This is a genomic window from Spiroplasma endosymbiont of Melieria omissa (assembly GCF_964031175.1).
Lineage (GTDB): Bacteria > Bacillota_I > Bacilli_A > Mycoplasmatales > VBWQ01 > Spiroplasma_E > Spiroplasma_E ixodetis_A.
The window spans coordinates 908299-930037 of the sequence record NZ_OZ035012.1 but is presented as its reverse complement, the minus strand read 5'-3'; the positions used below and the strand labels follow the sequence as shown (position 1 = coordinate 930037).

Sequence of the window (21739 nt, the reverse complement as noted above, 5' to 3'; positions counted from 1 at the left end):
ACTTTGTAAAACAAAGATACACAGATTACATAAAAGCCTCCAGATTACATAAAAGCCTCCTAAAAAGTGTTGCCATTCCAAATTCTTCAATTGTGGTTACCTTTGTAATAGTAAATTCACCAATAACTTCTTCTTTAGAACAAATATTATTGTTACTATTATTATTTATTTTTTCTTCTAAATCTATTTTTTCTTTTTTTATTTGTTCAAGTTCTGATTGAATTTTAATTATTTTTTCTTGAAGTTCTTTTTTTTCAAGTTCTTTTTTATTATTTTCTAAAAGTTCTTTTTCTAAATCTTTTTGTTTTTGTTCTAAATCTTTAATTTCTTTATCAATTTTAGCTGCTTTATCATAATCATCATCTTTTACAAATTGTTCTTTTCCTTTAATTAAATTATTTTTATTCTTTTCTAATTCACTTAACTTATCATTAATTTCTTGACTATTAGTATTATTATTTATTTTTGCTTCTAATTCTTTAATTTGTTTATTCTTTTCTTCAATATTTTTGTTTAATTTCTCAATTTCTTTCATAGATTTATCATTATTATAATTTAGAAGTTGATCCATTTTTTTATTAATTGTTTCACAACATTGACTATTATCATTTTTTTCATTAGATTGACAATTATCAAGTTTTTCATTTATTTCTTTTAATTGCTCTTGTAAAATTTGACAATTAATTAAATGAATCTTATTTTTTTTTCTTTTATTAAAATTTCCAATTGTTTTTTAACACTATTGATTTGTTTTTCAATAGCTTCTTTTTCTTCTATATTAGCTTCTAAGTCCTCTAATGACTCTGGATCATTTTTAATATTTTGAATTTCTTTTTCCTTTTCTTTTAATTTCTTTTCAAGTCTTTCTAATTTCTCTTTTAATAATTCAATTTTAGGATTAGGCTTTATTTCATTATTATCTTTTTCATTTAATTGTTTTCTTAATTTTTCAATTTCTTTATTAGCTTTATCTAATTTAGACTCTACTTCCTCTTTAGCCTTGCTAGTTTCATCTAATTTAGATTGAACTTCCTCTTTTTCTTTATTAGCTTCTTCTAACTTAGACTCTACTTCTTCTTTAGCCTTGCTAGTTTCATCTAGTTTAGATTGAACTTCCTCTTTTTCTTTACTTATATTTTCTTTTTCTTTATTAGCTTCTTCTAACTTAGACTCTACTTCTTCTTTAACCTTGCTAGTTTCATCTAGTTTAGATTGAACTTCCTCTTTTTCTTGAGTAATCTTTTCTAGTTGCTTTTGTAAATCTTCTACAGAAATATTTTCTTCATCACTAGTATCCATTGATTTTTTCTCCTTCTATATATGTTAAAAATAACATTTTTTATAATCTGATTTTTAATTAAATTTAAAAATAAAAATATCAGAATAGTTCTAATTAATATTAGTAGTTTCCTTGTACCAATATTAAGATTCATCAAAAATATAATTTTTTTAATTTTATTTAATATAAACAATTGTAAATTTAAAAAAGTATAAAATAATATTGAATTATATGGTATTTTGATTAAATCCCAATTTAAATTTATAATTGAAAAAATAAATATACAATAAAAAAAGTACTTTAATTTACTAAAATACTTTTTTTGATTTATTAAATTTCAAAATCACATAATTATATAATATAGAAATATTATTATACATTTACTATAGCTAACTAAAGTAATGTTTACTCATAAATAATGTAAAATAATAATATGTAATTTAAACAGTTTTTGAATTTAAAAGTACAATTCAGCAATAATTAAAATAGATTAGGAAGATTAAATTATGCCAAAACCATACAGTGAAGACTTACGAAGAAAAGTAATAGAAGCTTATGAAAGTAAAAATATGAAAATTAAAGAAATTTGTAAAGTGTTCAATATCACTAGAAAGACTTTATTTTTATGAAGAAAAAGAAAAAAAGAAACTGGGCATATAAAACCAATTTTGAATTATCAAAAAGGACATAGCCACAAAATAAAAGATTTAGATGAATTAAAAAATTATTTAGCAGAAAATAAAGATGTTACAGTTCAAAAAGTAATTGATAAATTTGGAAATATGACTAAAGAAACAGTTTATAACTATTTTAAAAAACTAAATTATACATATAAAAAAAACTTTTCTATATGAACAAAGAGATAAAAATAAACAAGAAGATTTTTTAAAAGAAATAGCTAAAATAATGAATGAAGATTTAGTATATATTGATGAATCTGGAATTGATGATAATGAATTTTATAAATATGGTTGATCTGAAAAAGGTAAAAGATTATTTGATAATAAACCCGCATATATAGCTAACTAAAGTAATGTTTACTCATATCTTGAAAAACAAAATCAATCGCTTTTTTAATATTTGGTCAATAATTTGGTAATATTTTTCTTATATTATGGTAATGTTTAGTAATCTGTGTAACTTACAAAAATAACTATGTTTAATTAATTCTAGTAAATATAATTAAATGACTAGAAAGAGTGAGTTACAGATGGCTAAAAAACAAAGTATTAATAATAATGATCCAATATCAAAAGCAGTAGATTTATTACTAGAAAATACTGAAGATTTAACAACAGTATTTAAAGAAGGAGGATTATATAAAGAATTAACAAAAAGATTAGTAGAAAAGATGTTAAATTCTGAAATGCAAAATTATTTAGGGTATGAAAAAAATCAACATAGTAATAGTGAAAATGCTCGTAATGGTATAAGTTCAAAAAAATTAATAACTCAACAAGGTAAAATTGAAATTAATGTACCAAGAGATCGTAATAGTGATTTTACTCCTGTAATAGTTGCAAAAAGACAGAGAAGATTTGATGGCTTTGATCAACAAGTTCTTTCACTATATGCCAAAGGAATGACTTTATCAGATATTAGAATGCAGTTGCAAGAGTTATATCATGGTGCAGATATTAGTGAAAGTGTTATTAGTCAAATTACTGATGATGTGATAGATGATGTCAAGGCGTGGCAAAATCGACCATTAGAAAGTATTTATTCTATTGTTTATTTTGATTGTATAGTAGTTAAAGTACGGCAAGATAAACGCATTATTAACAAATCAGTTTATATAGCATTAGGAGTGGATTTAGAAGGCAAAAAAGATGTTTTAGGTTTATGAATTAGTGAAAATGAAGGTTCTAAATTTTGACTAGCTAATTTTACAGAAATGAAAAATCGAGGCTTAAATGATATTTTGATTGCTTGTAGTGATAATTTAACAGGCATGTCAGAAGCAATACAAGCAGTTTATCCTAAAACTGAACATCAATTATGCATAGTTCATCAAATTAGAAATAGTTTAAAATATGTTTCATACAAACATCGAAAAACCTTAGTTGCAGATTTAAAACCAATTTATAGTGCATGTAGTGAAGAACAAGCAATGCAAGCTTTAGAATCATTTGAAAGTAAATGAAATAAACAATATCCGCAAATTACTAAATCTTGATATAAAAATTGAGATAATTTAATGGTTTTTATTAGTTATCCACCAGAAATTAAAAGAGTGATTTATACTACAAATGCTATTGAATCTGTTAATAGTCAATTACGAAAAGTTATCAGAAATAAAAAAGTTTTTCCTAATGATATGGCAGTTTTCAAAATATTTTACTTAGCAATTGAAAATATAACAAAAAAATGAACAATGCCCATTCAAAATTGAAATACAGCAATTGCTCATTTTATGATAAAATTTGAAGATAGAATTAATCTGAACTAGTAACTTTGTAAAACAAAGATACACAGATTACATAAAAGCCTCTATATTATGTTTTATAGCAAAGCAAAAATGTTCAATTGGATTTAAATTAGGAGAATATGGCGGAAGAAATAATAGTTTGCATCCAGCATTTTCAATTAATTGTTGTGTTAATTTAGATTTATGAAACGTTGCATTATCTAAAACTATAATTTGTCCACGCTTTAATACTGGAATTAGTTTATTTTTAACATATGATTCAAAAATTTTACTATTGCAATGTCCTTCAAATGCTCATAAGGCTTTTAATTTACCTTTATTTAGTGAACCAATTATACTCATTCTCTTTATTTTATATGCGGGTTTATTATCAAATAATCTTTTACCTTTTTCAGATCAACCATATTTATAAAATTCATTATCATCAATTCCAGATTCATCAATATATACTAAATCTTCATTCATTATTTTAGCTATTTCTTTTAAAAAATCTTCTTGTTTATTTTTATCTCTTTGTTCATATAGAAAAGTTTTTTTTATATGTATAATTTAGTTTTTTAAAATAGTTATAAACTGTTTCTTTAGTCATATTTCCAAATTTATCAATTACTTTTTGAACTGTAACATCTTTATTTTCTGCTAAATAATTTTTTAATTCATCTAAATCTTTTATTTTGTGGCTATGTCCTTTTTGATAATTCAAAATTGGTTTTATATGCCCAGTTTCTTTTTTTCTTTTTCTTCATAAAAATAAAGTCTTTCTAGTGATATTGAACACTTTACAAATTTCTTTAATTTTCATATTTTTACTTTCATAAGCTTCTATTACTTTTCTTCGTAAGTCTTCACTGTATGGTTTTGGCATAATTTAATCTTCCTAATCTATTTTAATTATTGCTGAATTGTACTTTTAAATTCAAAAACTGTTTAAATTACATATTATTATTTTACATTATTTATGAGTAAACATTACTTTAGTTAGCTATATATACCAATAGCAATTATGCGAAATAAGGCGAATGAGTTAGCAGATTGTGATAAAGTAATGGATAAAATTAAAGCATTAGATGTTATTTATGAACAAATTGTTTTAGATACAATTTTAAATTCACCTAAATTTATTTTTAATCAAACTTATGGTAATGTTCAATCAACGTTAGAACAAGCAGTAAGAGAATTGGTTACTAAAAATTACTTATTTAAAAGTAGTGGAGATAATAATGAACAAAACGAAAATATCAATATGACAAGTAGCAACTTTAAAGGTAAAAATTTAACTGACATATATGATTGAAATGTTAATGAAATATTTAAACGTTGTGGTATTCATATACCAAGTCAAAAGAAATCTGCACAACAATCAGTTCCAGAAAGTACAGCAGTAAATATTTCAACTATTAATTATATTGAACAAAAATTATGACAATTTAATATTGATATTCTTAAATTTATTCAAATATTAGTACGTTTAGATAAAGACTTATTAAAATTAATAGCATTTAATAAATTCAATGTTTGATTAGGAATAGCAACTAAATTGAAAAATAAATTTATAAAAAGAAACAAAAAACTAATAAATTGTAAAGTATATTTTCTTTTCATATTATTATTAATTCCTAAAAAGAAACTAAAAATAAAAAAATAAAATAATTAAATCTAATTAATATAAATTTTAATTTTAAATAAAATACCCTTTCTTCAAACAAATCATAAATGTTTATTCAAAACAATTTATTTGTCTAAAGAAAGGGATAAAAAACTAATTTAAATATATTTTCAAAAATAAATTTAATTTTATAAGTCAATTTTAATATCTTGACGATCGCTATCTGATGCAAGAAAGTAATCTTTTGAAACTAAATTTAATGTTGATGCTACAACATTACTTGGAAAGGTTTTAATTTTACTATTGAACACTTTAACATTAGCATTATAAAATCTTCTAGCAGCAGCAATATTATCTTCACAATCTTTGGCACCTGATTGTAATTGTAAAACAGTAGTATTTGCTTTTAAATCAGGATAATTTTCTAATAAAGCATTAAATTTTCCAAAAGCTGCATTAAGTCCACTATCTGCTTTTGAAAGATCACTCATTGTTTCCATTTTTCCACTTCGTAAAGATACAACATCTGTTAATGTACTTTTTTCAAATTTCATATAACCTTTAGTAGCATCTACTAATTTTGTTAATAAATCAAAACGACGCTTTAATTGTACATCAATATCAGAAGCAGTTTCTTCAATTGATTGTTGTAATCTTAGAAAATTATTACGAGAAACAATAAATAAAATTATTGGAAATATTAAAACAAAAGATAAATAAACCATAATTTTTCCAAATAGTGACGGTTGGGCAGTAAATGATTCATTGCTAGGTTTAATTGTTGACATAATTTTCTCCTTTCTTATCAATATCTAATAACAAACTATGTTTAATAACTAGTCCATTCTTGGTAAGTTAAATATTATTTACACACTAAACCATAATAATTTTACTATATTTTTAAATTTAAGTAATGTATTTTTTTTAAGTTTTTATTTAAACTTATAATATTTTTTATTTAAATTTATACTAAAATAATTACCTTTCCCAATAATAATATGATCAACTAAGGTAATATTAAAAACCTGAAAATTTTTTTTAATTTCTTCGGTGATATATAAATCAGATAGTGAGGGTTCACTATTACCACTAGGATGATTATGAATACAAATTACTTTACTTGATTTATGAATAAGTGCCAGATGCAACATATCTTTAACATCAATTTTCATAGTATCATTAGTACCCTTATATAATAAATTTTGATGAATTAATTTATTTTGATTATTTAATAATAATAAATAAAAATGTTCTTGCGTTAAATTTTGATAATATGCATTAACTAAATTAAAAACATCTTCGGGAATAATAATTTTAAAATTTTTTTTTGACTTTCAATAGTTCTTATTCTTTTTACTATTTCTAAACAACTTAAAATTTCTAAAGCCTTACTAACACCAATACCTTTAATACTCATTAAAGATTTAATAGTTACTTTATTTAAATTTTCAAGACCATTAAAATTAGTAATTATTTCTTGCGCTAAAAATAATACATTTTTTTCTTTAGTTCCTGTTCGCAAAATAATTGCTAATAATTCATTATCACTAAGAGCGTCAAAGCCATATTTAATGGCTTTTTCTCTCGGTTTTTTTGTATTATTAAGTTCTTTAAAATTCATAAAAAGGCGGTATTAAATGTGTTAATTTTTCTTGAAATTTATTAAATTCATCTTTAATTTTTGATAAATCTTTACTATCATCTTTAGAACTATCTCATTTACTTTCAATACCACCTGGTAACTTAATACTTCCTGAAACACTATTTCATAAATTTTTAATAACAGGAATTGCTATCCCCACTAACACGGCACCCATTAAAAATTGAGCAAAACCACCACTAACTGCCTGACACTCTTGATCAGTCATTGGTTCTAAATTTTCTAAAATCATATTTATCAACCCCCTAAAACTTATTTTTATTTAAAAAATAGTTTTTTCCTTTTTAAATTTTATAAGTTTAAAAAAAGTAATAGGATTTTCTAAATTATATTTAAAAACTTTAACTTTTGTTGATAATTTTTCAATAAGTAATTCAAAAAGAAAATCAACAAATTTTTGTTCCATATAATGACCAACCAAAATAACATTAATTTTTCTATCTTTAGCTTCCATAATATAGTTTCATTTCATTTCTCCAGTAATTAATAAATCAATATTGCTAGATAAATTACTAATAATATCACCACCAGCACCAGCAGATAAAGCAACAGTCACTATATTGTTATCACTCAATTTATTATTAACCAATTGTATGTTTGCAACATTAAAATATTTTTTTAAGTTATTAATCAATTCTTTTAATGGCATTTGTCTATCAAATTTACCAACTATTGCCAACTTTTCTTCATTAATAAAATGAATATTTTTAATTCTTAATTCTTTAGCCATCAACATATTCATACCTACTAATGATATATCAAAATTAGTATGTAATGAATATACATTAATATCTGCTATTAGTATTTTACTATATAATTCTTTTTTTCAATTTGAAATATTAGATTGATTAATATCTTTAGAAAAAACTAATGGATGATGAGAAATTATTAAATCAATATTATTATTAATGGCCTCAGTTAAAACTTCATTAGTAACATCTAAACAAACTAAAATTTTATTAATATTGGTCTTTGTTTTTGATTTAATTTGTATTCCTGAAAAATCTCATTCACAAACATCTTTTAAAAGAAAATATGTTTCTAAAACATTAATTATATTATTGATAGTTAACATGCTAACTATTACCCTTTATAAAATTCTTTAATATGTTTAGATTTAGACGGATGTTTTAATTTTCTAATTGCCTTTGCTTCTATTTGTCTAATTCTTTCTCTTGTAACAATAAATTCTTTACCAACTTCTTCTAGAGTTTTTGGAGAATCGTACTTAGTAATATGACGATGAACAACCTTATCACTTAACAATTCTGTTTTATCTAAACTAGTATCATAGTGTAACTGTAAATTATTAGCTACTGTTTTTAATTCAGTAATTTCTTTTTCATCTTCACAAAGTTCTAATAATCTTCTTAATTTTGTTGGTAAAATTCCAAAACGCATTCTAATAACTTTTTCTTCTCGTTTTGTTAATACTTCAGCAAAAACACGATCCAATTGTTCTCTTAATCAATGTCTTTCAGCATATTCATCGGGAGATAGCATATTTTTATCTTTAATAAAATCACCAAAATGTGTATCATCTTCTTCACCAATTGGTTTTTCTAAAGATACTGGTTCAATAGCAAGTTTTTTAATTTCACGAACACGATCGGCTGTCATGTTTTGTCCCATTTTATTGGCAATTTCCTCATGAGTAGGATCACGACCTAATTCTTGTGTTAAGTTTCTTTCAATTCTTGTTAACTTATTAATTCTTTCAACCATATGAACAGGTACACGAACCATTTTACCTTGATCAGCTAAACTTCGTGTAATTGATTGTCTAATTCATCAAGTAGCATAAGTTGAAAATTTAAAACCACGGCGATAATCAAATTTATCAACTGCTTTAATAAGACCAATATTACCTTCTTCAATTAAATCAGCAAAATCTAAACCACGATTTAAATGTTTTCTAGCAACAGAAACTACTAATTTTAAATTTGATTTAATTAATTGCTCACGACCATATGTTCTTTCCTCAACATCTTTTGATTCTAACATTTTAGCATATTTAATTTCCTCACCTTGACTCAATATTTGACTTGTTCCCAAAATATTAAAATAAGACTTAATTCCATCTTTTCTTCTTATATCATTAGAGATCCCCATTGTATTTTTAAAACTCAAATCACTAACTAAAATGTCAATATCTAAATCATCAGGTAATTGTTCATCATCAATATCAGGAAAATTAGCATCATCTTCAACTTCATCCATCAAAATATCAGTAAAGACTACTCCTTCTTTTTCTAACCGATCAAAAATTTCCTCAATCGTATCATCATCTAATTTTAAATGTGCAAACTCTTTAATGACATCTTCTTGTTTTAATTCTTTTGTTTGACTCTTTTCTAATTTTTTAATTAAATTACTTTCTACTTCCTCTAAAGTTAAAAGTTTTTTCAATTTCGTTTTTTGTTGTATAGCAGCCATATTTTCACCTTATCCTTAATTTATCATCATACTTATTTTTTCTTTATTTTATTTTTTAATACTGATATTTCTTTTAATAACAATATTTGTTTTTCAATATTTTTTTCAGATTTCAATTTATCAATGATCATTTTTATTTCATAATCAATTAGTTGATTGTTAATAATTTTTAAGTAATCATTAATAATTTGAGGTTTTAAATCAAACTTTTTATTTTTATACTTATCAAGAAGTTTTTCTAAAATATTTAAAAGTGAATTACCTTTAAGTTGTTCTAAAATTAAATCAAAATTAATTGCTTCTATTTGATTATTTTGATATTTTTGACTAATTAAAAAGTATAAATTCATAAAATCTTGATTTGGAAAAATAAATTTTTCTTTTTCTAAAATTAAATAAACATTTTTTGATAACATTACTAGAAAAATAAGTTGTTCTTGTGCTTCAAAAAAAATATTTTTTACTTCTATTTTAGATTTATTTTTGATACTAAAAGTTGTAGTTACTAAATTATTATCAATATTTAAAATTTGTATTAAGTCTTCAGTGGATAAATTAGTTATTTTTGCTAACATATTTAAATAAAACTTTTGAGTAATAACATCATTAATTTTTGTTCAAATTGGAATTAATGATTTTAAAAATTCATTAAGTTCATAACTATCTTTTTTAATGTTATATTTAGTTAATGATAAATTAATTGCAAATTCAAAAGGATGAATAGTTTTTTTTATTATTTCATAAAATTTTTGAGGAAATTTATTTATTAATTCATCAGGATCAAATTTAGTATCATTATTGATAATTTGTACTTTAAAATTATTTGATAATAAAACACTAGCTATTTTTAAAGATGCTATTTTTCCTGGTAAATCACCATCTAAAAAAATAATAATATTAGTAGTAATTTTTTTTAAAAGTAAAATATGTTCTTTTGTTAAATTTGTTCCCATTAAAGCAACAACATTTTTAATATTTTGATTATTTAGAGCAATAACATCTATAAAACCTTCAGTCAAATAAATAACTTCATTTTTTTTAATATAATTTTTAACATTATTAAAATTATATAAAATTTTACTTTTCTTAAAAAAATCTGTTTCTGGACTATTAATATATTTATAACTTTTATCTTCTCTATTATAATTTCTTGCAGAAAAACCAACACAGTCTCCATCTTCATCTTTAATAGCAAACATAATTCGATTTGAAAAGGTAGGAAGAAGTTGATCCTTATTATTAATTTTCATAAGTCCTAATTTTACAAATTCAATATTATCTTTATAACCTTGTGCATTAAGATAATCTATTAATTCATTATTAATAGATGCATAACCAATATTAAAATATTTAATATTTTCAGTAGTAATATTACGATTTTGTAAATATTTCATTGCTTCTTGACCAATATCAGTTAGTAACTGATAACTAAAAAAATTCATTGCAATATTATTTAAAATTTTTAGTGGATTTTTTTTAGTTTCAACATTAAATTCAGATAAATTAATATCAAACTCTTTTAAATTTAAATTAACATTATCTGCTGCTTCTTTAAGAGCATTAATAAAATTAATATTTTTATATTTTTGTAAAAAAATAAAAACGTTTCCTTGTTCACCACAAGAAAAACATTTATAAATTTGTTTTTCTTGTGAAATTGATAATGAAGGAGTAGAGTCTTCATGAAAAGGACAAATAGCTCAAAAATTATTGCCTTTACGAATCAAATTTAAATATTTACCCATAACTTCGACAATATTAATTTTTGCTTTAACTTCATTAATTTTTTTATTAAACTCGATATCCATATTTTTTCACACAATTCTAACAAATAATGTCTAATTTGTCATATAAATATTCTTTAAGTTGATCAACTTTAACTATAACTTGATTTGTAGTATCACGATCTCTAATTGTAACAGTACCTTTAATTTTTGTGTCATAATCAATTGTTACACAATACATAGTACCAATACCATCTTGATAACGATAAGATTTACCAACATTTGATGATGCTTCATAAATTACTCTTAATTGTGTTTTATTTAACATTTCAAAAATTTCATATGCCTCTTTACCCAATTTTGTTTTACTTAAAGACATAACAGCTACTTGATAAGGGCAAATACTCTTATTTAATTTTAACACTAACCGTTCTTTATCGTCTTTTAAAACTTCTTTTGTAAATGCTTCACAAACTAAAGCTAATAAAAGCCTTTCAACACCAATTGAAGGTTCAATAACTGAAGGAATAACCATTCTTTTTACTATAACATTAGAATCTTGAATTTCAAAATTTACACCAGAATTCTCACTATGTTTTGTTAAATCATAATTCCCGCGATTAGCTATACCACATAATTCACTCATACCAAAAGGAAAATTATATTCAATATCAGTAGTCGCTAATGCATAATGTGCTAGTTGATTTTGTTCATGATTTTTAAATTTTATATTTTTTGAATTCAATAAACCTACTAGAGAGAGAAATTCTTTACATTGATCAACTCAATAATTAAATCAAGTGTTATCATTTTTATCCTTTGGAATAAAGAAAAATTCTAATTCCATTTGTTCAAATTCTCTAGTACGAAAAATAAAATTACCAGGAGTTATCTCATTTCTAAAACTTTTACCAATTTGACCAATACCAAATGGTACTTTTTTATTACAACTATTTCTTACATTATTAAAATTTATAAATATTCCTTGTGCAGTCTCAGGTCTTAAATAAATTTTATTTTTATCTTCTTTTAAAACACCTTGATATGTTTCAAACATTAATTGAAATTGTCTAACTTTAGTTCAATCTTCATTATTGCATTTAATACATTTAATATGATTTTGATTAATATATGTTTCTAATTTTTCATTACTTCAATTATCACAATTAATACTAGGAAAATAATGATTAATTAAATTATCAACTCGAAAGCGAGACTTACATTTTTTACAATCAATTAATGGATCACTAAAATTACTCAAATGCCCTGAAGCTTCTCAAACTTTAGATTTCATAATAATTGAACTATCTAACCCAACATTGTATGGGTTTTTTTCGACAAAAAAAACTCATCAACTTTTCTTAATATTATTTTTAAGTGCTACACCAAGCGGACCATAATCTCAACTATTAGCAAGACCTGAATAAATTTCTGATCCTTGAAAAATAAAACCATTTTCTTTTAAATGAGTAATTATTTCCTTCATTGACTTATCATTGATAATTTTATTAATCATTGCCCCTCCATTAATCATAAAAATTTTCTTAAATATCTTAATAATACATAAAATCTCTAAAAAGAATAATCTTGTTAATAATATGTTCATAGATAGGTTTTGTCAACCTATTATAAGTGTGATATATATATATTATTAAAAACAATATAACAACTAATTATTAAAATATTTATGTAATTATTAATTTATTATTATATTTTTGACAGTGGTTTTCTAAAATATTAAGAATTTCATTAAGTTCTTCTTTTTCAACTTTTCATTTATTAATATCTTGATAATTTAATAAATAAAGTTGATATATTTTTTTAAACAAAACAATGTTAAAATTAATTATAGCTAATTTTAAAGAACAATTTTTACAAAAAACACCACCCAAATCATAATTAATTAAATACAAATTAGTTATTTGATTACAATTAATACAATTAGTAAAGTTAAACTGAATTCCTTGAAATATTAAACTATGAAATAAGAAAAAAACATAAACTTTCTTAAAATTACTATTTATCATTAATTGTTCATATAAATTAAATAAAAAAGAAAAGATATTTTTATTATTAATCCTAATTTTTTCTAAATAATTAATAACTATCTTGTTAAAACTCTTAATCAATTGATAACTTTTTTCATTTATAAAACTATTAAAACTTTTTATTTTTTTATATGTATAATTTAGTTTTTTAAAATAGTAACATTATTTATTGATTTAATGTAGTTAATGTTTAAAATCAAACCAGTATCAATATTAAACATATTTTAACTATAACCTAACTCTTTTAATTTTCTAGGATTATTTCTTCAATCAGGTATTACTTTTACAAAAGTTTTTAATATAATATGAGAATCAAAAATACTTTCTAAATCTGTTCTAGCTCTTATTCCAATTTCTTTAATCATACTACCTCCTTTACCAATAATAATTCCTTTTTGTGAGTCTCGTTCAACAACAATAACAGCATTAATATCAGTAATATTAGTATTTGGATTATAATTAATACTTTCAATTAATACTGCTACACTATAAGGAATTTCTTCTTCTGTTAAATTTAAAATTTTTTCACGAATAATTTCCTTAATTAAAGTATTATCTGAAACATCATCGTTATTTTTGATTAAATAATTCTTTTCACCAATTGGTAAATACTCATATAGTTTTTTCAATAATATATCTAAATTCATTTTTTTTATAGCAGAAATTGGAATTATTTCTTTAAATGGTAATAAATCTTTTCACTCATTAATTTTATCCATTAATTTTTCTTTTGTTACTAAATCAACCTTAGTTAATAAAAGTAGAATAGTTGTATTTACCCTTTCTGATAATAATTTAATAATATGTTTATCGCTATTTCCGATGTATTCATTACATGGCGCTAATAAACAAATAATGTTAGTTTCTTTAGTGGCACGGTTAGCATCGCGATTCATCATTCGTCCAAGTTGGTTATTATGTTTATGAATGCCGGGAGTATCAAAAAATATGATTTGCATATCATCACTATTATAAATACCTTGAATTTGATTTCTGGTTGTTTGTGGTTTATTAGACACAATTGCCTTTTTTTCTTGAAGAATGGTATTTAATAAAGTTGATTTTCCAACATTACTTCTACCAATAAAACTAACAAAACCTGATTTAAAATTATTATTCATAAATTAATTCCCTTTCAATGAACTTGGTTTAAACGCTAAAGGTAATAAGTCTTTTACTAATATTTTACAAATTGTTTTAGTATCATTATTTTCATTTTTATTACTAATATAAATAGGACACGTTTCTGGCATAATTTCAATCATAAATTGACGACACATACCACAAGGAGAACCAACAGTTTCACTATCAGTAATTAAAAATAGACTAATAATATCTTCTTTTTTATAACCTTGAGCAATAACTTGTGACAAAGCTGCTCTTTCAGCACAAATGCCTACTGAGTATGCAGCATTTTCAACATTTACTCCTAACACTTCTTTACTATTTTTCAAAATTACTATTGCAGCAACTCTAAATAAAGAATAAGGAACATAAGCATTTTTTTGTATTGCTTTTGCTTTTTTCAATAATACTAATAAATCTATATCTTGTTCCATTATACCACTCCTTATTTTCTAGTAATACCAAGAATATTTAAAATTTCATCTTGTAAATCAAACATAACCTTTTCTTCTACGCTATTTTGATGATCATATCCTAATGTATGAAGTAATCCATGAATAAAAAGAAATGATAATTCTCTAATTAAACTATGGCCATATTCTTGTGCTTGCGCTACTGCCTTTGAATAACAAATATAAACATCACCTAAATCTCTAATATCAATATTAATATTTGGAAAATCATCATGATTATTTCCAAATGATAAAACATCAGGGACATAATCTTTATGACGATACATTTTATTTAATTCAATACCAGTCTGTTCGTCATTAAAAATAACAGCAATACACCATGTAATTTTCTGTTTTAACTTAATAGCTACTGCATTTAAAATTTTTTCTGATAAAATATTAAAATTTTTAATGTCATAGTTATGATCATTGTAAATATTTACAATATTAATTTTTGCTGGCATTTATCTACCTAACTTCTTTTTGATTAAATTATATCAATATTTACATTTATGTTGTAATATTATTTCAAATAAATGTTAACAAACTTTCTTCACCAATAATTATTAATACCATTTGATTTAAATATGTATTAGAATTAATATTTTCTTCAATTAAAAGTTGATTATTATCATTTCATTTTGGAAAAAAAATTGTTAAATAACATTTATTAATAGAGAAAAAAATAGTAATTTGATTAAAACTATTAAACTTTAAACATTCTTCTCTTTTAAAATCTAATAAATAAGCAAAGTGTCCCTTATTTTCATATCTTGTCTCACTTATAAAAATAGTTTGACCATTACCAGCATAAACATGAGGAATATTAATAATTTTTAAAACTAATAAGAGTACTAAAAAAAGAAAAATTGAACTACTTCCTAATAAATAAGTACTTTTTCTAAAAAAATCATTATTCATTACCATCTATACTTTTATAATTATTTAAATCAATTACATTTTTAAATAATTTTACTAGTGTTAAATCATGACCTGCATAAATAATAATTATTTTTTTATAATGATTCAACAATAAAGTTATTAACCTTATTTTTAAATCATTATTGATGTTACTCAAAATTTCATCTAATAAAATTACTTTTCAATCATAAAAAAATAAACTTAAGAAAATAATTATTTGTTTTTGACCTTGACTAAGATTAGCCCCATATTCTTGACAATAATAAAATGTTGTTAAACCTAAACTGCCCAAGAGATCATTAAATCCTAATTTTTGAAAATTTATTAATTTTTCTTTTGTAATATTAAATGATAAAATATTTTCTAAAACTGTACCGTTATGAATAATAGAATTTGAATGTAAATAAATACATTTTTTTTGTCAAAATTCATATGAAATATTATCTAATCCAATTTCATTATTAATTAAAATTTTACCTTTAAAAGGTACATATTTCTGAATTAATAATGATAGTAAGGTTGTTTTACCAATGCCAGAAGGACCAATAATAATATTACTTTGTTTTAATATTAAATTTAAATTACTAAAAACTACTTTATTTCTTAAATTAAAATAACAATCTTTTAATACTATTTTATTAATTGATATTGAAAAAAATTTTTGTCATTCTTATATTGTAATCTACAATTAATAAAATTATTAAATCTTTGAAATGATTTAATAAAAACCGGAAAGAAAATAAGACTATTACCAATATTTTGAAAAAAAGAATTAATATAAATACTAATACTAGTAATAAATATTAATTGAGATAGATTAATTTTACCATCAAAAATTTTACTATTGCAATGTCCTTCAAATGCTCATAAGGCTTTTAATTTACCTTTATTTAGTGAACCAATTATACTCATTCTCTTTATTTTATATGCGGGTTTATTATCAAATAATCTTTTACCTTTTTCAGATCAACCATATTTATAAAATTCATTATCATCAATTCCAGATTCATCAATATATACTAAATCTTCATTCATTATTTTAGCTATTTCTTTTAAAAAATCTTCTTGTTTATTTTTATCTCTTTGTTCATATAGAAAAGTTTTTTTTATATGTATAATTTAGTTTTTTAAAATAGTTATAAACTGTTTCTTTAGTCATATTTCCAAATTTATCAATTACTTTTTGAACTGTAACATCTTTATTTTCTGCTAAATAATTTTTTAATTCATCTAAATCCTTTATTTTGTGGCTATGTCCTTTTTGATAATTCAAAATTGGTTTTATATGCCCAGTTTCTTTTTTTCTTTTTCTTCATAAAAATAAAGTCTTTCTAGTGATATTGAACACTTTACAAATTTCTTTAATTTTCATATTTTTACTTTCATAAGCTTCTATTACTTTTCTTCGTAAGTCTTCACTGTATGGTTTTGGCATAATTTAATCTTCCTAATCTATTTTAATTATTGCTGAATTGTACTTTTAAATTCAAAAACTGTTTAAATTACATATTATTATTTTACATTATTTATGAGTAAACATTACTTTAGTTAGCTATATATACTTTTTAATACTTTTAAAAATAGAAATTGGGTTCAAACAATGAATTATTTTTAATAGAAATTTCACATAATCCCCTACTCCCCATTTAAGTAATTATTATTAATATACTTATTATAAATTAAAATTTTATCAATTTCTTAGAACCTGTTTAGAATCTTTTTAATAAAACTGAAATAAAGGAAAGAACAACCATTTGTAAACTAGTATTTAGTTTTCTTTCACAATTTTTTCATAATCTTCTGTATTTTTCTAATCAAGCAAAGCTTCGTTCTACAATTCATCTTTTTGGTAATACTACAAAAGTATGTAGTTCATTGCGTTTTATAATTTCAACATTTGCATTTATGATTGTTTTGATTTCAGAAGCAAATTTTTCACCAGTATAACCAGCATCTACTATTATTTTTTGAACTGCAGAAAGATTTTCTTTTTCATTTTCAATCATTATTATAGCGCTATTACGATCTGTTTTTTCTGCTGTGGTTATTTAAATTGCATGTGGTAAACCTTGAGAATCAACAATAATATGACGCTTTATTCCTGAAATCTTTTTACCAGCATCATAACCTTTATTTTCAGTAGTATCTGTATTTTTAACACTTTGCGAATCAATTATACAAAAACTAGTTTGTTCTTTGCGATTATTGTTGATACGAACTTTTTTAACCAATTTTTTTTAAAATTAATTGCCATACACTAGCTTCTTTATCATTATTTTTACTTCAAATTTGAAAATAATAATATACAGTTTGTCATTTTGGAAAATTTTTTGGTAGCATTCTTCATTGACAACCACTTTTTAATACATATAAAATTGCACAAAATACTTCATATAAATCTAAACTTCTTGGTTTTGTTTTCTTTTTGCTATTTTCTAAAATTGTTTTTATGTTCTCAAATTGTTCTTTGGTGACATGACTTGGATAATTTTTATGCATAATATATACCTCTGATTTTAAAATATAGCTAACTAAAGTAATATTTACTCATAAATAATGTAAAATAATAATATGTAATTTAAACAGTTTTTGAATTTAAAAGTACAATTCAGCAATAATTAAAATAGATTAGGAAGATTAAATTATGCCAAAACCATACAGTGAAGACTTACGAAGAAAAGTAATAGAAGCTTATGAAAGTAAAAATATGAAAATTAAAGAAATTTGTAAAGTGTTCAATATCACTAGAAAGACTTTATTTTTATGAAGAAAAAGAAAAAAAGAAACTGGGCATATAAAACCAATTTTGAATTATCAAAAAGGACATAGCCACAAAATAAAGGATTTAGATGAATTAAAAAATTATTTAGCAGAAAATAAAGATGTTACAGTTCAAAAAGTAATTGATAAATTTGGAAATATGACTAAAGAAACAGTTTATAACTATTTTAAAAAACTAAATTATATAGCTAACTAAAGTAATGTTTACTCATATCTTGAAAAACAAAATCAATCGCTTTTTTAATATTTGGTCAATAATTTGGTAATATTTTTCTTATATTATGTTTTATAGCAAATCAAAAATGTTCAATTGGATTTAAATTAGGAGAATATGGCGGAAGAAATAATAGTTTGCATCCAGCATTTTCAATTAATTGTTGTGTTAATTTAGATTTATGAAACGTTGCATTATCTAAAACTATAATTTGTCCACGCTTTAATACTGGAATTAGTTTATTTTTAACATATGATTCAAAAATTTTACTATTGCAATGTCCTTCAAATGCTCATAAGGCTTTTAATTTACCTTTATTTAGTGAACCAATTATACTCATTCTCTTTATTTTATATGCGGGTTTATTATCAAATAATCTTTTACCTTTTTCAGATCAACCATATTTATAAAATTCATTATCATCAATTCCAGATTCATCAATATATACTAAATCTTCATTCATTATTTTAGCTATTTCTTTTAAAAAATCTTCTTGTTTATTTTTATCTCTTTGTTCATATAGAAAAGTTTTTTTTATATGTATAATTTAGTTTTTTAAAATAGTTATAAACTGTTTCTTTAGTCATATTTCCAAATTTATCAATTACTTTTTGAACTGTAACATCTTTATTTTCTGCTAAATAATTTTTTAATTCATCTAAATCCTTTATTTTGTGGCTATGTCCTTTTTGATAATTCAAAATTGGTTTTATATGCCCAGTTTCTTTTTTTCTTTTTCTTCATAAAAATAAAGTCTTTCTAGTGATATTGAACACTTTACAAATTTCTTTAATTTTCATATTTTTACTTTCATAAGCTTCTATTACTTTTCTTCGTAAGTCTTCACTGTATGGTTTTGGCATAATTTAATCTTCCTAATCTATTTTAATTATTGCTGAATTGTACTTTTAAATTCAAAAACTGTTTAAATTACATATTATTATTTTACATTATTTATGAGTAAATATTACTTTAGTTAGCTATACATATAAAAAAAACTTTTCTATATGAATAAAGAGATAAAAATAAACAAGAAGATTTTTTAAAAGAAATAGCTAAAATAATGAATGAAGATTTAGTATATATTGATGAATCTGGAATTGATGATAATAGACTTACTGCATAACGTTTTTAAGTTTTAATGATAAATTATAAAATCCTGCAATTAAATTAAATCTTAAAAATATTCGTTTTCTACCTTTTCTAAATTTATAACCAATAATTTTAAAACATTTTAAAAATGCAAAAACATGTTCAATTTTTCTGCGAGTTTTATTAATAATCTTATTAAAAATTTTAATTTTACTTGTTTTAGGATTATTTTTACTAGTTTTAATGGGTAAAAATGTATTACTATGAATTTTTTGTAAACCTTGATAACCTTTATCTGCAAGAATTACAGTTTCTGACAAAAATTCTAACTTTGAATTTTTAAAAGTTTTAAAATCATGATTTTTACCAGTATCAGGAAAAATATTTAAAATTTCATTAGTATGTGCATTAATTATGGTTTGAAACTTAACAGTATGCATTCATTTTTTGCCAGAAAATCAATCTTTTTGATTATATTTTGGTCGTTCTGTTTCTACTTCTGTTACATCAATTATCAAAATTTTATTTTTGAATTCTTCTTTTTAAAAAAATATTTTTATTTGTTAAATTATTAAACTTATTATTATTTATTAAAATGTCTTCAATTGAACGAATATTTCGTAAAGCAGTAGTATCAACCATATCATACTCAGCACCAATACTATGATATGTACGATTTTCATATAAATATCTTAAAGTCATTACTAGTCTATCTTCTATTGACATTTTATATGGCCTTCCACCAGTGGTATTTTTTAGATTTTGATGATCTAATAAAATATTTAAAATTTCATTAAAAACTAGTTTATTAATACCAACTATTTTACGAAAATATTGATCCGGTTTATCTTTTAATTCAAAATATGTCATAAAATTTATCCTTAACTATTCAAATTTTATTTTAATAATAACAAAAAAATGAAAAGTTAACTAGTTATGCAGTAAGTCTAATGAATTTTATAAATATGGTTGATCTGAAAAAGGTAAAAGATTATTTGATAATAAACCCGCATATAAAATAAAGAGAATGAGTATAATTGGTTCACTAAATAAAGGTAAATTAAAAGCCTTATGAGCATTTGAAGGACATTGCAATAGTAAAATTTTTGAATCATATGTTAAAAATAAACTAATTCCAGTATTAAAGCGTGGACAAATTATAGTTTTAGATAATGCAACGTTTCATAAATCTAAATTAACACAACAATTAATTGAAAATGCTGGATGCAAACTATTATTTCTTCCGCCATATTCTCCTAATTTAAATCCAATTGAACATTTTTGATTTGCTATAAAACATAATATAAGAAAAATATTACCAAATTATTGACCAAATATTAAAAAAGCGATTGATTTTGTTTTTCAAGATATGAGTAAACATTACTTTAGTTAGCTATATATAATCATTTTACATTATTTTCGAAAAGATTCTAAACAGGTTCTTAGAACCTGTTTAGAATCTTTTTAATAGAATTTAACTAAAACAAGAAATAATCATTTATAAATAGGTACTTAACCAATAATTTATTTTTTTTTCATTTTTTTGTTAAAAAGATTTTATCATTTGAAAACTTATCGACTAAAAATCTATTTTTTATTATAAAATAACCATTATAATATAAATTTTATTAAAAATTAATCAAAAAAGATCCTAAACAGGTTCTTAGGGAATTGCTTTTTTATTATATCATTTTATTTAAGCTTGCTTTTAATTTATTTTTCTATGAATACTAGATTTATTATAGAAAATTATATCATTTTATTTATAATTTTTATAAATAAAATGATATAATCAAAAATATAAATAAATTATTTATAAAACTTTGAAATGGGGAATATAAAATGATTAATAACATAAAAAAATATGATTAAAAATTACTCTAGAGAAATTGAGTGTCACGCAATAATTAAAAATAATTTAGAAAATAATCAGTCAAAAACTCAAGAAAATTTAATTAATATTGAAATGCAAA

General features: G+C 22.2%; 29 protein-coding genes and 1 pseudogene. 6 read left to right on the top strand and 24 right to left on the bottom strand.

The annotated features are described in order from the left end of the window. Positions 1 to 25 precede the first annotated feature (25 nt). Together ACQH26_RS06190 and ACQH26_RS06185 are read right to left on the bottom strand one after the other, a co-directional pair. Positions 26 to 535 (bottom strand): coiled-coil domain-containing protein, encoded by a 510-nt coding sequence (locus ACQH26_RS06190; protein WP_425381959.1) that lies wholly within the window; start codon positions 533 to 535, stop codon positions 26 to 28. Positions 536 to 684: 149 nt separating this feature from the next. Next, complete coding sequence (locus ACQH26_RS06185; protein WP_425381958.1) at positions 685 to 1299, bottom strand: hypothetical protein; 615 nt, start codon at positions 1297 to 1299, stop codon at positions 685 to 687. Positions 1300 to 1785: 486 nt separating this feature from the next. Here ACQH26_RS06185 and ACQH26_RS06180 point away from each other — a divergent pair, with 486 nt between their 5' ends. The 3 genes from ACQH26_RS06180 (at position 1786) to ACQH26_RS06170 (ending at position 3728) form a co-directional block, all read left to right on the top strand. Continuing rightward, the gene (locus ACQH26_RS06180) at positions 1786 to 2145 is read left to right on the top strand and encodes a helix-turn-helix domain-containing protein (protein WP_425381863.1); all 360 of its coding nucleotides are present in this window, start codon (positions 1786 to 1788) and stop codon (positions 2143 to 2145) included. Between the two features lie 40 nt (positions 2146 to 2185). Next, a complete protein-coding gene (locus tag ACQH26_RS06175; protein WP_425381957.1) occupies positions 2186 to 2308 on the top strand; it encodes a hypothetical protein in 123 nt (40 codons plus the stop codon). Positions 2309 to 2489: 181 nt separating this feature from the next. After that, positions 2490 to 3728 (top strand): IS256 family transposase, encoded by a 1239-nt coding sequence (locus ACQH26_RS06170; protein WP_425383069.1) that lies wholly within the window; start codon positions 2490 to 2492, stop codon positions 3726 to 3728. 27 nt (positions 3729 to 3755) lie between these two features. On the opposite strand, the gene ACQH26_RS06165 is transcribed toward ACQH26_RS06170, so the two are convergent. Beyond that, positions 3756 to 4172, bottom strand: coding sequence for an IS630 family transposase (locus tag ACQH26_RS06165; RefSeq protein ID WP_425381956.1), 417 nt, complete (start codon positions 4170 to 4172; stop codon positions 3756 to 3758). Between the two features lie 40 nt (positions 4173 to 4212). Next, positions 4213 to 4572: a helix-turn-helix domain-containing protein gene (locus tag ACQH26_RS06160; protein ID WP_425381863.1), complete on the bottom strand. Its 360-nt coding sequence runs from the start codon at positions 4570 to 4572 to the stop codon at positions 4213 to 4215. 138 nt (positions 4573 to 4710) lie between these two features. On the opposite strand from ACQH26_RS06160, the gene ACQH26_RS06155 reads away from it, so the two are divergent. Continuing rightward, positions 4711 to 5352, top strand: a complete 642-nt coding sequence (locus ACQH26_RS06155) for a hypothetical protein (protein ID WP_425381955.1) — start codon at positions 4711 to 4713, stop codon at positions 5350 to 5352. Positions 5353 to 5501: 149 nt separating this feature from the next. Here the strand turns inward: ACQH26_RS06155 and ACQH26_RS06150 are convergent, their stop codons facing one another. The 16 genes and pseudogenes from ACQH26_RS06150 to ACQH26_RS06075 form a co-directional block, all read right to left on the bottom strand. Then, entirely contained in the window at positions 5502 to 6101 is a 600-nt protein-coding gene (locus ACQH26_RS06150) for a LemA family protein (RefSeq protein ID WP_252319773.1), read from the bottom strand. A 144-nt stretch (positions 6102 to 6245) separates the two neighbouring features. Beyond that, positions 6246 to 6683 carry a JAB domain-containing protein gene (locus tag ACQH26_RS06145; protein WP_425381954.1) on the bottom strand — a complete coding sequence of 146 codons (438 nt, stop codon included), beginning with the start codon at positions 6681 to 6683 and terminating at the stop codon, positions 6246 to 6248. Beyond that, on the bottom strand, positions 6596 to 6934 hold the full coding sequence (locus ACQH26_RS06140) for a UPF0758 domain-containing protein (RefSeq protein WP_425381953.1): 339 nt from the start codon (positions 6932 to 6934) through the stop codon (positions 6596 to 6598). Before ACQH26_RS06140 ends, ACQH26_RS06145 begins: the two co-directional genes overlap by 88 nt. Further along, entirely contained in the window at positions 6924 to 7205 is a 282-nt protein-coding gene (locus ACQH26_RS06135; RefSeq protein WP_425381952.1) for a hypothetical protein, read from the bottom strand. Before ACQH26_RS06135 ends, ACQH26_RS06140 begins: the two co-directional genes overlap by 11 nt. 30 nt (positions 7206 to 7235) lie before the next feature. Then, the gene (locus tag ACQH26_RS06130) at positions 7236 to 8048 is read right to left on the bottom strand and encodes a Nif3-like dinuclear metal center hexameric protein (RefSeq protein ID WP_425381951.1); all 813 of its coding nucleotides are present in this window, start codon (positions 8046 to 8048) and stop codon (positions 7236 to 7238) included. Between the two features lie 8 nt (positions 8049 to 8056). Continuing rightward, the gene (locus tag ACQH26_RS06125; protein ID WP_425381950.1) at positions 8057 to 9409 is read right to left on the bottom strand and encodes a sigma-70 family RNA polymerase sigma factor; all 1353 of its coding nucleotides are present in this window, start codon (positions 9407 to 9409) and stop codon (positions 8057 to 8059) included. 32 nt (positions 9410 to 9441) lie between these two features. Continuing rightward, positions 9442 to 11217 carry a DNA primase gene (gene dnaG / locus ACQH26_RS06120; protein ID WP_425381949.1) on the bottom strand — a complete coding sequence of 592 codons (1776 nt, stop codon included), beginning with the start codon at positions 11215 to 11217 and terminating at the stop codon, positions 9442 to 9444. A gap of 16 nt (positions 11218 to 11233) precedes the next feature. After that, positions 11234 to 12649, bottom strand: coding sequence for a glycine--tRNA ligase (locus ACQH26_RS06115; RefSeq protein WP_425381948.1), 1416 nt, complete (start codon positions 12647 to 12649; stop codon positions 11234 to 11236). Between the two features lie 756 nt (positions 12650 to 13405). Next, the gene (gene era, locus ACQH26_RS06110) at positions 13406 to 14302 is read right to left on the bottom strand and encodes a GTPase Era (RefSeq protein WP_425381947.1); all 897 of its coding nucleotides are present in this window, start codon (positions 14300 to 14302) and stop codon (positions 13406 to 13408) included. Positions 14303 to 14305: 3 nt separating this feature from the next. Further along, on the bottom strand, positions 14306 to 14740 hold the full coding sequence (gene cdd / locus ACQH26_RS06105; protein ID WP_425381946.1) for a cytidine deaminase: 435 nt from the start codon (positions 14738 to 14740) through the stop codon (positions 14306 to 14308). A gap of 11 nt (positions 14741 to 14751) precedes the next feature. Then, complete coding sequence (gene ybeY, locus ACQH26_RS06100) at positions 14752 to 15222, bottom strand: rRNA maturation RNase YbeY (RefSeq protein WP_425381945.1); 471 nt, start codon at positions 15220 to 15222, stop codon at positions 14752 to 14754. Between the two features lie 46 nt (positions 15223 to 15268). Next, positions 15269 to 15679: a hypothetical protein gene (locus ACQH26_RS06095; protein ID WP_425381944.1), complete on the bottom strand. Its 411-nt coding sequence runs from the start codon at positions 15677 to 15679 to the stop codon at positions 15269 to 15271. Further along, on the bottom strand, positions 15672 to 16232 hold the full coding sequence (locus ACQH26_RS06090; protein ID WP_425383095.1) for an ATP-binding cassette domain-containing protein: 561 nt from the start codon (positions 16230 to 16232) through the stop codon (positions 15672 to 15674). The genes ACQH26_RS06095 and ACQH26_RS06090 overlap by 8 nt, the downstream gene beginning before the upstream one ends. 77 nt (positions 16233 to 16309) lie before the next feature. Then, complete coding sequence (locus tag ACQH26_RS06085; protein WP_425381943.1) at positions 16310 to 16714, bottom strand: transposase; 405 nt, start codon at positions 16712 to 16714, stop codon at positions 16310 to 16312. A gap of 40 nt (positions 16715 to 16754) precedes the next feature. Beyond that, positions 16755 to 17114, bottom strand: coding sequence for a helix-turn-helix domain-containing protein (locus tag ACQH26_RS06080; RefSeq protein ID WP_425381863.1), 360 nt, complete (start codon positions 17112 to 17114; stop codon positions 16755 to 16757). Positions 17115 to 17388: 274 nt separating this feature from the next. Then, positions 17389 to 18178: pseudogene (locus tag ACQH26_RS06075) on the bottom strand (IS5 family transposase). A gap of 145 nt (positions 18179 to 18323) precedes the next feature. Between ACQH26_RS06075 and ACQH26_RS06070 the strand changes: the two are divergent. Further along, positions 18324 to 18656, top strand: coding sequence for an IS630 transposase-related protein (locus tag ACQH26_RS06070; RefSeq protein WP_425381942.1), 333 nt, complete (start codon positions 18324 to 18326; stop codon positions 18654 to 18656). On the opposite strand, the gene ACQH26_RS06065 is transcribed toward ACQH26_RS06070, so the two are convergent. The 4 genes from ACQH26_RS06065 to ACQH26_RS06050 form a co-directional block, all read right to left on the bottom strand. Further along, a complete protein-coding gene (locus ACQH26_RS06065) occupies positions 18649 to 19137 on the bottom strand; it encodes an IS630 family transposase (protein WP_425381862.1) in 489 nt (162 codons plus the stop codon). The genes ACQH26_RS06070 and ACQH26_RS06065 overlap by 8 nt on opposite strands. 40 nt (positions 19138 to 19177) lie before the next feature. Next, complete coding sequence (locus tag ACQH26_RS06060) at positions 19178 to 19537, bottom strand: helix-turn-helix domain-containing protein (protein WP_425381863.1); 360 nt, start codon at positions 19535 to 19537, stop codon at positions 19178 to 19180. A 252-nt stretch (positions 19538 to 19789) separates the two neighbouring features. After that, a complete protein-coding gene (locus ACQH26_RS06055; protein ID WP_425381872.1) occupies positions 19790 to 20284 on the bottom strand; it encodes a transposase family protein in 495 nt (164 codons plus the stop codon). Between the two features lie 4 nt (positions 20285 to 20288). Then, entirely contained in the window at positions 20289 to 20636 is a 348-nt protein-coding gene (locus ACQH26_RS06050; RefSeq protein WP_425381897.1) for a transposase family protein, read from the bottom strand. 64 nt (positions 20637 to 20700) lie between these two features. On the opposite strand from ACQH26_RS06050, the gene ACQH26_RS06045 reads away from it, so the two are divergent. Next, positions 20701 to 21159, top strand: coding sequence for an IS630 family transposase (locus ACQH26_RS06045; RefSeq protein WP_425383094.1), 459 nt, complete (start codon positions 20701 to 20703; stop codon positions 21157 to 21159). Positions 21160 to 21739: the final 580 nt, after the last annotated feature.